The sequence below is a fragment of the Flavobacterium sp. RSP46 genome (genome assembly GCF_003984825.1).
Taxonomy (GTDB): Bacteria; Bacteroidota; Bacteroidia; order Flavobacteriales; family Flavobacteriaceae; genus Flavobacterium.
Genome location: NZ_RYDM01000002.1, coordinates 427,385 through 441,579 on the forward strand (window position 1 = coordinate 427,385; position 14,195 = coordinate 441,579).

The window sequence follows — 14,195 nt, forward strand, 5'->3', positions numbered from 1 at the left end:
TCAAAGATTAAATGATTTAAAAATTGAAAGATTTTACTTTTAAATCATATCATTCATAATTCTACAAAACCATTTTCTCAATTGGACAAACTAAAATTCCTTCAGCTCCAGCTTCTTTCAATTGATCAATCACATCCCAGAAAGTGTCTTTGTCGATTACCGAGTGTACGCTGCTCCATCCTTCTTGTGCCAAAGGCAAAACGGTTAAACTTCGTAATACCGGAAGAATTTTTCCAACAGCATCAATTTTGTCATTTGGCACATTCATCAAGATATACTTCGATTTTCTTGCTCTTAAAACAGATTCAATTCTGAATTTTAAAGTGTCTATTATTTTTTGAGATTCAGGACTTACTTTTGGAGAAACAGCCAACACCGCTTCACTTTTAAAAATAACTTCAACCTCTTTTAGATTATTTTTAAATAATGTACTTCCACTGGAAACAATATCAACAATAGCATCAGCTAAACCAATGTTTGGAGCTATTTCAACCGAACCTGAAATCTGGTGAATATCGACATTTACACCTTTAGAACTAAAAAAATCAAGTACTGTTTTAGGGTAGGAAGTGGCAATACGCATACCGTCTAAATCCTGAACGGATTTGTAATCAAATGCTTTTGGTACAGCAACAGATACTTTACATTTTGAAAAACCTAATTTTTGAATTACTTCAATATCTCCGCCTTTTTCAACTAATAAATTATCGCCCACAATAGCAATATCCACAACTCCATCAATCAGATATTGAGGAATATCCGAATTTCTTAAATACAAAACTTCTAAAGGAAAATTGGATGCTTCTGCTTTTAATTGGTCGATTCCGTTATCAATTGAAATGCCTGCATCTTTTAGAATTTGAATGCTGTCTTCGTTTAAACGCCCTGATTTTTGAATTGCAATTTTTAATGTACTCATTTTGTTTTTTGTTTTTTTGTTTAAAATATTTTGATTGAGTACAAATATGGGGTAATAAAAAACCCGTTTGATGTACTCAAACGGGTTTTTAGAATATGATGATTTACACACATACCATTAACACATCGCTTGAGAGCAATAATGAAAATGATGATGATGCAATTGATTTGTAAACATTTTTGTCTGCTTTATTTTAATTCTTTTGCAAATATACGAGTTAAATTCTTTAGAAAGCAATTTTTATTTTAACTTAAATGCTAATTTTTGTTAAATGAATATCATTCTTGTTTTTTATTATATTCTTTTTTCACAGCTGTATTCTCATTCACGGGTGCAGAAACAGCGCTGTCTTCACTAATTTCTGTATGACGAATTTCATCCCCAGAATTTCCTACTTTTATTGACAAAAATTGACACTATCACAAACAAAATATACGCCGTATTTTTTAACGAATCTTTCTTTAAAAACATTCCAGCTATCAAAATTCCAATTCCGAAAAAGGTTCCGATAATTAGAATTTTGTTTTCAACCATTTACAAATGAGTGTAATATGTATTTTGGTCTTGATTCCGTTTTCGGTCTCTGAATAAAAATAGTGCAGTTGAAAAGAATTAATATATGCATCTTTATTATTTTTTGTAAATTTAGGGTTTATTGCATTACAAATTTGAAAGCAATGGTAGCAATATTAGCCGTCAAATTATCACTTCGTTTGTAATGATTGAATCTAAAATCAATATTTTTTAAGCCAAATTTCCAAATTTTCCCTGCAGAAAAAATATCTGTATAATTAACGCCAAAACCGTATTGATTGGCATCAAATGTGGCTAAATCAGCATCTGAAGTATAAAATTTTTCTGTTGACAAATGCGTTTCATAAGGCGCATAATATTTAGAAGCCGCTTGTGTATAATAGCGGTACATGGGAAAAACAGTAAACTTATCGGACAATTTCACAGGAAGTTCAATACTGGCGGTATGCGATTGTAAATCCCAATTATCTGAATAAAAACGATAATAAGTTCGTAATATAAATCGGTCATTGATGTAATAATTCAAACGCGCTCCAACGGGAAGTTTAAACCGTGAATCCGGTAATCTTTCGATATCATCTGCTAATTTGTAAACTCCGGTGTTGCTTGGACTTTCGTAATTGCTTATGTATTGCGCTTGTCCAATGTAAAAATTGGCTTTGTCTGCAAAATAAATTCGGTGGTAAGGAGAAGACAATAATCCTTGTTGTTGCAATACATCAAAGAAAACGGAAACTTGTAATTTCTTAGTCAAAACCTGAGAAAACCCTACAGAAGCTGAAAATGAATTTCTGTTAACAGTAGTAACCTGTTTAAATTCAGACGGCAAGTAATCTGTTGAGGATACACCGTTCTGATCCAAAACTGATACACCAAAAAAATAGCCTTGATTTAAAAAATTTGAACCATACAATGAATATTCGTGCAACTCTGTTGGATAAATAGGTCTCCATTGATCTATATATGCATTTACTTTCAAACTCAATTCTGTGTTTTTTTCATTAAAAAGACCAGTGATTCCGCCACCAAAACCAACTGAAGTGTAATCATATTCATTTGAAAAAGAAACATCTGTATTCCAAATAAAATTCCTGGAATCGCTACTATGACTGTAATTAGCAACAACGGATACTAACTCATCACTTCTTGAAGCACCAGATGAAGCTTGCCAAGGCGTTCCACTGGGTCCCGTAGCCGCCGCTTTACTGCCTGCTGTTGGATCATTAGCGCCTCTGCTGCCAGAAGCACCCGTAGAATTAAATGGATTTATATTACTGGACGAAGCTGATGAATAGGCTGATATTCCTAAATCAATAGTCAAGACATCATCCTCATTCAACGGCATTGCCACCACAATATTAGAAGCGACATCTGTAAGTTTCTCTGAACCAATACCCCCAGAAACAGCTGATCTTGATCCATCTTGCTCGTAATAACTCGCTAGAAAGTCCACTTCTGTACTTTCTAACACTCTTTTTTTAAAAACGGGTTCTTTACTATTTTCTTGAGAAAAAGCAGTTACAGTGATTAAGATAAAAAGAGATAAAATTTTTATTTTCATTTTCTAATGGATTGGAATTTACAATCTGAATTGATGCTTTAAATTAATTGCAACCACAGCCGCCACCTGATTTTCCACCATTGGCTCCGCCAGCAGCTTCACGATATACTTGAAAAGACGTTTCATACCGTTCCGCTGTTCGGGCAGAAAGCTTCATGTCAGGATCAGTTATTTTCTCTTTTTCGTATTCTTTTATGGAACTGCACGATTGCAAAATCAAAAGTGTAAAAAATACAAAGGCTATTTTATGTTTCATGAGTGCATTTTGTTATTAATTATATTTTTTGATATCAATTCCATTTGAAGAGTGAATTTTTCCTTTATCGTCAACAATAATACATTCAATCCCTTTAATTTGATTTACTAAATCCAAGCCTACTTCTACTCCAAGTACAAAAATTCCTGTGGCCAACGCATCAGCGATTTCAGTCTGCTTGGAAAAAACAGAGACACTGACCACACCATTTGCCGGATACCCCGTTCTGGGATCAATAATATGCGAATAACGAATACCGTTAAAAATCACATATTTTTCATAACTGCCGGAAGTTTCCACCGCACTGTCTTCTATCGGGAACGTGGCAAAAATTTTATTCTTGTTCAAAGGGTTTACTATTCCTACAGTCCAAGGTTTTCCGTCCGGTTGTTTCCCCCAGGCATTAATATCTCCCGAGACGTTTATAATTCCGGAAAGACAGCCTTTAGAAAACAATAAATCTTTTACTTTATCAGCAATATAGCCTTGTCCAATGCCGCCCAAACCTAATTTCATTCCTTCTGATTTTAGAAAAATAGTCTGTTCTTTCTGGTTTAGAATAATATTTTTATACCCAATTTTCGCGACTGATTTTTTTATGGCTTCATCGGTTGGCATTACTTTCATGGAACCATCAAATTTCCATATTTTGTCCATGGAAGCATACGAAATATCAAAAGCACCATTGGTAATTTGGGAGATTTTAATGGCTCTTTCGACCAATTCAAAAACTTCAGCATCCACTTTTACTGGCTGTATTCCTGCATTGCGATTGATTTCGGAGATTTGCGTTGTTGGAATCCAATCGGAGATTAAATACTCAATTCGTTTTACTTCGGCTACAGCCAAATCAATATATTCGTTGGCCTTTATAGTATCACTTGCAACAGCGGTAACCTCAAAAGGACTCCCTAACATAAACAACTTTCTCTTATGCGTAATTTGCGAAGTTGCTAATGCCGTTGTGAATATAAAACTGAGTACGAGTATTTTTTTCATTATTTCTCAAAGGAATGAATGATTTGAATGTATTCTTGCGGAGTCACATTTTTGTAACCAGTAATTCCTAATACGGTCCCTGTTTTATCCAGTAACAGCACTAAAGGGAAATTTCCAGATTTGTTGTACTGCTCAGCTAATTTTTTATTGCTAGCTGTTAAATTAGCAGCCAGTAAATTTGCTTTTTTCTTAGGAAAATCAGCTTTGTATATGACCCATTTTTGCTTTGCCTCATTTTTAAAATCTTCTGACTTCCAGATTGTATTTTCTAGTTTAATACAAGGCGCACACCAATCAGATCCTGAAAACACAAGAAGGATATTTTTGTTTTCTTTGATTGCTTTTATTTTTGCATCATTAAAATCAGATTCCCAATTTTGAGAATAACCAAATGTTCCTAAGAAAAGAAACAAAATCAGCGTGTATTTTTTCATTTTAGGGTTGTTTTTATTTCTATAAAAGTATTTGTTTTCCCTAAACAACAATTTAGCAGAGAACAAAATTAAGACAGAATTAATTTAACAATAAGAGACTTAAGTAATAACCATGGTATAATGTCGTATTTTAAAATCAGGATAAAATCATGTAAAAATCTGATTTAAAGCTGTTTTACTTAAAGTTAATTCTTTTGACTTTACGACTTTTAAACTTTCGACTTACTTATAGCTCTTTGTTTTAATTTTATTATACAAAAACAGTCAGTGCTGTTCCTGCTAATGAAGTCTTGTACTCTCTTAAATTAGATGCTGCAGGCCCAATTGTAACTACTCCCTTACTGGTAAATTGAGAATTATGTCTTGGACAAACAAATTTGTTACCTGCTTCATCATAATTAACAATAACTCCCTCATGAGGGCATGCAGCAGAGACTGCTAGAAAATCACCTGCGTTGGTTCTAGCGATAATTATTCCTTGGGTTACTAAAAAACCTCCGTTTTTAGCTAAAGTCCCCATGCTTACATCAACTGTGAAATTTGAACTTGCTGAAGGTGTCGGGGTGGTGGTACCTGATGAACCTGAATTTGTATCATCAGAGCTACAACTCACGGCCATGCCAGCAATACAAGCAGGTAGTAAAACTGTTGCTGCTCCAAATCCTACTCTGGAAAAAAATTCTTTTCTAGTCATAATTATTGATATTAGTTTCTAATAATAATAGTTACGTAAAAAACTCAAGTTTAGTTTTTTATTGAAAGAAATTATCAACCATTGCAGCGTATTTATCGATAGACTTAGCAATAGCATCGCCTTTTTCAAAACCACCAAACGGGCAATAATCCGGAGGATAGAATTTTATATTGCCAGAATTCATAGCAAAATTTTGATGCGTTTCTAATAACGAAAACCAAACTGGATTATCTAATTTTTTATCGTTTTGTGTTTTCATAATAATTTAGTTTTTGAAAGTTGATCATCAATTTTACGTACTTTTTCATCCGTTAAAATTAACGGTATTTATGTTTCACTCTTTTTGCGGGTAATGTTAGTTCCTTCAATATAAAAATTAAAATTCATTATTAGTGCTCTAAGAACCGTACTGAATCTAGTTTTGAGCCTAATTTCAAGCTGAATCAATATCTTAAGATAAGAAAAGAGTATATTTGTCCTTGATCTTTAATGTTTAAAATTACTGACACTCCCTTTTATAATTAAAATCCCTTGATTATTAAGCTATTATTGAAAAGCTACTAATGAAAATTGTACTAAAGAAGTGTTTTAAATTTAATAAATTAGGTTTACAAGCATCATTTAAAATGACTCTATAATAAACTTGATGCATTAAAGTCGTTTATTAGAGCGCACTCAGCACTTATATAAAAAATATCCTATGTACTTAGAGAGGTTTGAGATTAAAAAAAACATTCAAAAAACGGATGATAAAAATTTGTCCTTCCGGGTTTTTGACCTTGGGACAGCAAGTGCTGAAGATTATTTGAAACCACATAAAAAAGATCATTTTTGTATCATACTTGTGGAATCAGGAAGTATTAAAGTACATATCGAAGACAAAATTCATTTATTAAACTCAGGAAAAATTTCTATTCTGTTTCCGGATCAAATCCACTTTTTGTCAAATTTGTCAACTGATTTATCTGGCAAAATTATATTATTTGAAGAAGTATTGTTCTGTTCAGATATATTGAAAAATGAGCTCAGTGCCTATAATGTAAACTTATCGGCCCACCTTAATTGTACCGCACTTTCTAGCCTAGAATTTGAACAAGTCCTACCTATTATAAAGAACATACAGGATATTTATAATGCCCCTAGCCTAGTTAAAAAAGAGCAGGCCCGTTTTTATATCAAAATCTTCCTTTTGGGACTCATTGAATCAATCCATGGCCAACATCCTGTTTTACATCAGGACACTCAAGGTCCTGACCAGAATACCTATATAGCCTTTAAAAAACTTTTGAACCATCAATATAAAATGGAGCGCACTGTACAATACTATGCCTTAAAACTGGCTATCAGCACTAAAAAGTTAAATGCACTAAATAAAAAATATTCTGGCGAAACCGCAATAAATGCAATCCACAACCGGATCCTTACCGAAATTAAAAGACAATTACTGTTTACGGATCGCTCTCACAAAGAAATCGCATTTGACCTTGGGTTTAGCTCTCCATCAGCTCTTAATAAATTTGTAAGAGCTAAGCTAAAGGAAACGCCAACGGACCTTCAGAATGGCCTGGCGCAAATTTATACCGCATAGTCTTGTATATATAACATCCCTCCTTTCCTTCTGATCTATCTTTGCATCAGTAATTAATACTATTCAAAATAGAGATTAATTACTGTTGCAAAAAATCGATTACAGCTTTATTATTCTATTTAATTCTGAATAGAAAAAATTAAAATTATAAAGGCATCCTGTAATTTCAATCACGCAATACCTCACACACTCGAAAAAAAATCGATCAAAATTACCCAATTTCATTGGTGTACTAATTTGAATGATAGTAGGAGCGTATCGCTTATTTAAAAATAAAACAAAATGAATAGTAACACTTTGACAAACAAAAATCTGCATGTTATTTTGGAGGAAAACCTAAAATTAGCAAATGAGATTAATCCTCAAGAGATAAAGGTTTTGGTTAACGAAATTAAAGCAGCCAAACGAATTTTTGTAATGGCAGCAGGGAGAAGCGGACTTGCATTAAAAATGGCAGCCATGAGATTTATGCATTTAGGCTATACGGTATTCATAGTAGGAGAAACGAATACACCCGCCATTCTTGAAGGTGATTTGTTACTGCTAGCATCAGGATCCGGCACTACTTCTTCAGTACTCTCATCAGCGGTGAAAGCGAAGGCTCAAAAAGCAACAGTTATTGCGCTGACTGCCGATGCAGAAAGTAAATTAGCAGAAGTGGCAGACCATATCATATTCATAAAAGCGGCAACAAAAACTGACTTTGGGGCTTCGGTCTCCGAGCAGTATGCAGGCAGCCTTTTTGAACAGTTTATATTATTTATCCTGGAGAGCGTTTTTATGTCGCTTTGGCAAGAATCAAAGTTGACCAAAGAAGACCTATGGCCCAAACACGCCAACCTGGAATAACGATTTTTTTAATATTATTAATTTTTTTAAACATTTTAGACATGACAAAATTACAAGTCGCAATTGATTTACTTACTACAGAAGCAGCATTAGAACTAGCACACAAAGTAGCACCTTACGTAGATATTATAGAATTAGGTACTCCGCTTATTAAATCGGAAGGACTTAGTGTGGTAACAGCAATGAAAACTGCTTTCCCTGACAAATTAATTTTTGCAGACATGAAAATTGCAGATACCGGTTTTCTAGAAGCTGAGATTGCATTTAAAGCTGGAGCAGATCTAGTAACCGTTATGGGTGCTGTAGATGATGCAACTGTAAAAGGCGCGGTAGAAGCTGCAGCAAAATATGGTAAAAAAGTAGTAGTTGATACTATTGGAGTTAAAGATAGAGTACAAAGAGCAAAAGAAGTAACTGCTTTTGGAGTTGCGTTTGTTGAACTACACGCTGGTCTTGACGAACAAACATTAGCAGGATATTCTGTACAAACACTTATCAGTGAAGGTAGACTAGCAAAAGTTCCTTTCTCTGTAGCAGGTGGTGTAAACATTGATACAATAAAAGATGTTGTAGCTGCTGGTGCAGATGTAGCTGTTGCTGGTGGTGCCATTTATGGTGCTGAAGATCCAGCTGCTGCTGCAAAAGCATTAAAAGAAGCTATAAATAGTGTTACTGTAGCCTAATAATTGACTAATTTTGGCTGGACTTTATAAATAAAGTCCAGCCTTTTTTTTTCTAATAATAAATTTACATACTAATTATGAATACATTCGATTTTGGTATAGTGGGCCTAGGAGTTATGGGGCGTAATCTACTTTTAAATATGGCCGACCAAGGTTATGCTGTAGCTGGCTTAGACTTAGATGATGATAAAGTTCTTTCTCTCACAGAAGAAGCGAATTCCCAACACCGAATTAAAGCCACAACAGCCGTCGAAGATTTTGTTGCACTTATCAGACAGCCAAGAGCTATCCTGATATTAGTACCAGCAGGAAAACCTGTTGATGCTGTCATTCAAAACCTACTGCCCCACCTAGATAAAGGAGATATTCTTATCGACGGCGGAAATACATATTTTACTGATACTGACCGTAGATATACAGAATTATCGGCCAAGGGAATCCACTTCTTTGGAATGGGAATCTCAGGAGGCGAAAAAGGAGCCCGTTTTGGCCCTAGCCTTATGCCCGGAGGTAATAAAGAAGCCTATGAAAGGCTACGTCCTATTTTTGAATCCATTGCTGCTAAAGTAAATGGAGAACCTTGCGTAGAATACTTAGGCAACGGATCTGCAGGAAACTACGTGAAAATGGCGCATAACGGAATTGAATATGGGATTATGCAGCTTATTTCAGAGGCATACGATCTTATGAAACGCGGATACAAACTAGACGACACTACAATTCAAAAAGTATTTGAAGACTGGAATAACACCGAACTCGAATCCTACCTGATTGAAATAACAGGACACATCCTGAAGAAAAAAGATACCGACGGCCAGATATTAATAAATCTAATCTCCGACTGGGCAAAATCCAAAGGAACAGGAAAATGGACTTCTCAAAATGCCATGGACTTAGAAGTTCCCCTTTCAACCGTAGATGCTGCCGTTGCAATGAGGGAAATGTCTAAAAATAAACCGGAAAGAATTGAGGCTTCCTCAAAATTAATTTGGAATGCAGAACAAACCAATACTGACTTGCCTGCAGCCATAGAAACACTTAAAGGGGCTTTATATTTTTCCATATTAATTACTTATGCCCAAGGATTAGCCTTGCTAACAAAAGCTTCAAAAGAATATAATTACGAATTGAACTTGGAGACAATCGCTAAAATTTGGCGTGGTGGATGTATTATTCGTTCGGTAGTATTGGAAGATTTCCGAAAGGCTTACGCCAAAAATAGTGAACTGAAAAACATACTGCTCGATGATAGCATAGCAAAGACCTTAAATGAGAATCAATCCAGCATAAGGAATACCGTTCAATTTGCCGTTCAAAAAGGGATACCTATTGCCGGTCTAATGAACTCCTTAGCGTATTTTGATGCTTATCGATCAGAAAACCTTCCTACTAATCTGATACAGGCATTACGCGACTACTTCGGGGCTCATACTTATGAGCGTACTGATACTAACGGTATATTTCACACCGAGTGGAATGACTAAATTTTAAATGGAACATAATGGATAATCTCAATACTATAAACCCAACCATCATTCTTGTTTTTGGAGCTACCGGTGACTTAGCTAAAAGAAAGCTTTTCCCCGCTTTTTATAATCTTTATCTTGATGGTCGTATGCCGGAAAAGTTTGAGATCATTGCCTTAGGAAGGGCCGAAAACAGTGATGCGCATTACCGAAACCATGTCAGTGAAAACCTAAATGAGTTTTCGAGAAATAAAATAGCCTCCGAAAAAGAGTTCGAACAATTTGCTTCTCATATTTCTTATTTGCAAAATGATATCGACAAAGAAGAATCATACGTGTTGATGAAACAAAAGTTAGACGCCATAGATGCGTCTTTTGGGGTACGTGCCAACCGACTTTTTTACCTCTCAATAGCACCTTCTTTCATTGAAACCATATCTAATAATATTAAGAAATTAGATCTTGCCGCGAATCCGGAACAGGATCGTATTATTATTGAAAAACCGTTTGGTTATGATAAAAGTTCTGCCGAGCTCTTAAATAAGCTATTGGCAAAAACCTTTGAAGAGGAACAAATCTACCGCATAGACCACTATTTAGGCAAGGAAACTGTACAGAACATCCTAGCTTTCCGCTTTGGAAATTCAATGTTTGAGCCGCTCTGGAACCGTAACTTTATTGATTCGGTACAGATTACGGTTGCCGAAGAAGTGGGTGTTGAAGACCGCGGTGGTTTTTATGAAGGTGCCGGAGCATTAAGGGATATGATACAAAATCACCTGATGCAAATTTTAACGATGGTTGCCATGGAAGCCCCCACTTCGTTACAAGCTGATGAGGTCAGAAACCGTAAAGCTGACGTTTTAAAAGCAATACGCCGTATAACTCCTGATGAAGTAGAACACTACACAGTGAGAGGCCAGTACGAAAAAGCTTCGATAAAAGGAAAACCGATAGCTGGATACCTGCAAGAAAAAGGGGTGAAGGATAATTCCATCACAGAAACATTTGTAGCCATGAAATTTTATTTGGATAACTGGCGTTGGCAAGGTGTTCCCTTTTACGTTCGAACAGGTAAAAGAATGAAGGAAAAACAATCCTCTATCGTTATACAATTCAAACCGGTACCCCATTCTACTTTTTCTTTTGGAAAAGAAGGAATGATGCCAAACCGATTAATCATAAACATTCAGCCCGCAATGGATATTAGGCTGCAGTTTATGACTAAAAAACAAGGCTTGTCTCTTTCGTTAAAACCAGCTGAAATGGTTTTTGACTATTTTTCATGCTCTACCCAAGCAACTGAAGCCTATGAAACCCTTTTATTAGATGCTTTACAGGGAGACCCAACTTTATTCATGCGCTCCGATCAGGTCGAAGAAGCCTGGGATGTGGTAACATCCATTCAGGATGCTTGGGAAAACGATAAATTTTCAAGTCTACACAAATACGAAGCTGGAAGCTGGGGTCCTGAAGCGGCAAATGAATTACTTGCTCGTCAGGGGCATTCTTGGGCATCAAATACACTAGATGCCGAAGAAGAAAAGCTACGAAAGAAAGCAGAGAAAGCGGACAAGGCAGAAAAAGATAAGAAAGCAGTACAAACAAAACAAGTAGAAGTAGCAGCTGATGGTAAGAATTTTTAATACTAAGGAAGACATAACAAGCCAGGCTGCCAATATATTTGTAGCTGCTGCAGAAAAAGCAATACAGAAACGCGGTCGCTTTGTCGTAGCGCTTACCGGCGGTTCCTCACCTGTAGCTATCTATGCCCTTTTGGCAACAGCTTCCTACAAGACAAAAATAGATTGGGAAAAGATTTTTATTTTTTGGGGTGACGAACGCTGGGTACCGCTTGATGATGTACTTAGCAATGCGAAAATGGCTAACGATACGCTACTAAGTCTTGTAAATATACCAAAAAACAATATATTTCCAATGTATAGAGAAGGTGTTACTCCTGAGGATTACGCGTTGGAATATGAAAAATCTATTAAAAATATAACAGGCGAGGACGGACAATTTGACCTTATTTTATTAGGAATGGGCGATGATGGCCATACTGCTTCTCTTTTTCCAGGGCAAGCCGTATTGCAAGAACAGGATAAGTGGGTAGCAGCTTATTATCTTGAGTCTCAAACTATGTTTCGAATAACTCTAACTGCACCTCTTATTAATAGAGCGAAGCAGATTGTAGTAGTGACTTTTGGAGAAAATAAAGCCTATGCCTTAAACGAAGTTTTATATGGAGCGTATAATCCCGAAAAATATCCTATGCAATTAATTAAACCATCGGATGGCGAATTATTGTTCTTGACCGATAAAGCTGCTACAAGTAAGGAAAAATAATTTAGTGCTAAATTACATTGCATTATTAAGTTAGCGGTCTTGTTTAATTATCTTTAGCTACCACAATGCAAAAATATTTTTTTAATTTTATGACTATCCGTTACTAATACCATTTCGTTTTATTTTGTTATTTCGACGGAGGAGAAATCATATCAGTTGCTCTCGTTATGTGATTTCTCCCTTTGGTCGAAATAACAAAAGAGCTAAATTTCATTTGTAAAATGTAGTTTGGTACAAGTAACGGACAGCCATATTTAATTTTATGTCTTTCTGTAATTACTCCTATTAAAAGAAAACTGGCACGGATTCCCGGGTTATACATAGATTTTTTAAAATGGAAAAGCGTAAAATCTGTAGTAAAAAAATATACTTTAGGTATCAGATAAACATATATATTTAAAATATGTTTATCGGCTTATTCATCATTATATTTTTAGTTTTGAACCAAACAAAACACTTCAATAAAAAGCCAAATTCAAAATCCATTTTTCATTCAAATTGTTTATTTTTTGAGAAGGATGGTGTAGCGCTCTTACACGGTTAGATAAAATAAAATAATCTCAGATCATAACTAACTTACTCTACTGTTAGGACTCTAAGGAAAATATATACTTTAAAATTTTTTTTTATCAAAAATAAACACTAACTTTCTTAAAATCAATAAAATATATAATTCTAAAATTACCATTAAAAGTATCAAAAGACTACTATTTGATTGTAAATTCTCAATCCTTTTACAATAAAAAATAGGAAATTCCATTGTGTTAATGGAAACACCAAATTAAATTAACTAAAAGATACCCTTTTTAGCAAAAACACACTGTTTAATAACACTTAATACAGGAAACGTAACGATTATTACTTTTGTTTTTATTTAAAGAACTGCTGAGTACTATTGCTATTTATTGTTTTATTTTCGATACACAAAAATATTATTTTATTTTTTTTATAACATTCTAAAAATGAATACTATAGATTAATATCTAATGGTATTCATCGGTTTTAAAGATCAATTACCCCTTAAGTCCACACCTATGATACCTATTAATGCCGTAATTATTACGAAAGAAAAAGACACTTTACAAATTATTAAAAAATTTGAAAAAGAAAACTTTATAATTCTTAAAATAGTAAACGAAACGAGCTCTATAATTGAAGGAATCAATAGTATACAATTACAAAAACCAGATCTCGTATTTTTAGATATTTCCTTTACAGATGATACTTTTTTTGATATGCTCAATGAATTAGAACAGAGCATTCCTAAACTGGTATTCATTTCTGCCGATAAACAAAATGCTGTAATCGCATTTAAACAAAATGCGATTGATTTTATTTTAAAACCTGTCGATTTTAATTCTCTTCTTTTAGCTGTATACAAAGTAATTAAAAGAATTAAAATGGAGCGATCCTATCAAAATCAGGTAATCAAGGCACTTGAGCTATTAAACTCATTAAATCAGCCAAACGACTATGTTGCGGTTTCCTCCTTGGATAAAATTGAACTCATTCCTATGTCGGAAATAATTTACTGTAAGGCCGAAGGAAGGTGCACTACTTTTTTTCTACAAAATGGTAAAAAAATCGTATCGAGTAAAAATTTAGGAGAATACAGTACAATTCTCGATCCCAACTATTTTTTTAGAATTCATCACTCGTATATTATTAATCTGCGTCACATAGTAAAAATTTCTAAAAAAGAGGGGTATTTCTGCGAATTTCCTAATGGTGTACTTTTGGCTGTTGCCAAAAGACGACAAGATGGTTTTAATAAATTTATTAAACTTAAAGAATAACAATTACACAAAATGATAGGAGTTCTTTTTCGTTGTAAACTAATAAATATTTCCTGTATGACTGCAC

At 34.5% G+C, this 14,195-nt stretch carries 14 protein-coding genes; 7 read left to right on the forward strand and 7 right to left on the reverse strand.

What is annotated here, in order from left to right; genetic code table 11:
• Positions 1–61: 61 nt before the first annotated feature.
• The 7 genes from hisG to EKM01_RS06140 form a co-directional block, all read right to left on the reverse strand.
• Positions 62–919 (reverse strand): ATP phosphoribosyltransferase, encoded by an 858-nt coding sequence (hisG, locus tag EKM01_RS06110; RefSeq protein ID WP_126553413.1) that lies wholly within the window; start codon positions 917–919, stop codon positions 62–64.
• A gap of 652 nt (positions 920–1,571) precedes the next feature.
• A complete protein-coding gene (locus EKM01_RS06115) occupies positions 1,572–3,014 on the reverse strand; it encodes a DUF3570 domain-containing protein (RefSeq protein ID WP_126767402.1) in 1,443 nt (480 codons plus the stop codon).
• Positions 3,015–3,057: 43 nt separating this feature from the next.
• On the reverse strand, positions 3,058–3,270 hold the full coding sequence (locus tag EKM01_RS06120; protein ID WP_126451655.1) for a DUF4266 domain-containing protein: 213 nt from the start codon (positions 3,268–3,270) through the stop codon (positions 3,058–3,060).
• A 15-nt stretch (positions 3,271–3,285) separates the two neighbouring features.
• Entirely contained in the window at positions 3,286–4,269 is a 984-nt protein-coding gene (locus EKM01_RS06125; protein WP_126459289.1) for an FAD:protein FMN transferase, read from the reverse strand.
• Positions 4,269–4,703, reverse strand: a complete 435-nt coding sequence (locus tag EKM01_RS06130) for a thioredoxin family protein (protein ID WP_126767405.1) — start codon at positions 4,701–4,703, stop codon at positions 4,269–4,271. The genes EKM01_RS06125 and EKM01_RS06130 overlap by 1 nt, the downstream gene beginning before the upstream one ends.
• A gap of 250 nt (positions 4,704–4,953) precedes the next feature.
• The gene (locus EKM01_RS06135; protein ID WP_126767408.1) at positions 4,954–5,397 is read right to left on the reverse strand and encodes a ubiquinol-cytochrome c reductase iron-sulfur subunit; all 444 of its coding nucleotides are present in this window, start codon (positions 5,395–5,397) and stop codon (positions 4,954–4,956) included.
• Positions 5,398–5,455: 58 nt separating this feature from the next.
• On the reverse strand, positions 5,456–5,656 hold the full coding sequence (locus EKM01_RS06140) for a hypothetical protein (RefSeq protein ID WP_126767411.1): 201 nt from the start codon (positions 5,654–5,656) through the stop codon (positions 5,456–5,458).
• A gap of 441 nt (positions 5,657–6,097) precedes the next feature.
• On the opposite strand from EKM01_RS06140, the gene EKM01_RS06145 reads away from it, so the two are divergent.
• The 7 genes from EKM01_RS06145 (at position 6,098) to EKM01_RS06175 (ending at position 14,128) form a co-directional block, all read left to right on the forward strand.
• Positions 6,098–6,985, forward strand: coding sequence for a helix-turn-helix transcriptional regulator (locus tag EKM01_RS06145; protein WP_126576154.1), 888 nt, complete (start codon positions 6,098–6,100; stop codon positions 6,983–6,985).
• Positions 6,986–7,267: 282 nt separating this feature from the next.
• A complete protein-coding gene (gene hxlB / locus EKM01_RS06150; RefSeq protein ID WP_126576153.1) occupies positions 7,268–7,834 on the forward strand; it encodes a 6-phospho-3-hexuloisomerase in 567 nt (188 codons plus the stop codon).
• Positions 7,835–7,875: 41 nt separating this feature from the next.
• The gene (gene hxlA / locus EKM01_RS06155) at positions 7,876–8,517 is read left to right on the forward strand and encodes a 3-hexulose-6-phosphate synthase (protein WP_126451662.1); all 642 of its coding nucleotides are present in this window, start codon (positions 7,876–7,878) and stop codon (positions 8,515–8,517) included.
• Positions 8,518–8,594: 77 nt separating this feature from the next.
• Positions 8,595–10,001, forward strand: a complete 1,407-nt coding sequence (gene gndA, locus EKM01_RS06160) for an NADP-dependent phosphogluconate dehydrogenase (RefSeq protein WP_126459266.1) — start codon at positions 8,595–8,597, stop codon at positions 9,999–10,001.
• A gap of 17 nt (positions 10,002–10,018) precedes the next feature.
• Positions 10,019–11,629, forward strand: a complete 1,611-nt coding sequence (gene zwf, locus EKM01_RS06165) for a glucose-6-phosphate dehydrogenase (protein ID WP_126459263.1) — start codon at positions 10,019–10,021, stop codon at positions 11,627–11,629.
• Positions 11,613–12,332, forward strand: a complete 720-nt coding sequence (gene pgl, locus EKM01_RS06170; protein WP_126742089.1) for a 6-phosphogluconolactonase — start codon at positions 11,613–11,615, stop codon at positions 12,330–12,332. Before zwf ends, pgl begins: the two co-directional genes overlap by 17 nt.
• 1,034 nt (positions 12,333–13,366) lie before the next feature.
• Positions 13,367–14,128, forward strand: a complete 762-nt coding sequence (locus EKM01_RS06175) for a LytTR family DNA-binding domain-containing protein (protein WP_126767414.1) — start codon at positions 13,367–13,369, stop codon at positions 14,126–14,128.
• Positions 14,129–14,195: the final 67 nt, after the last annotated feature.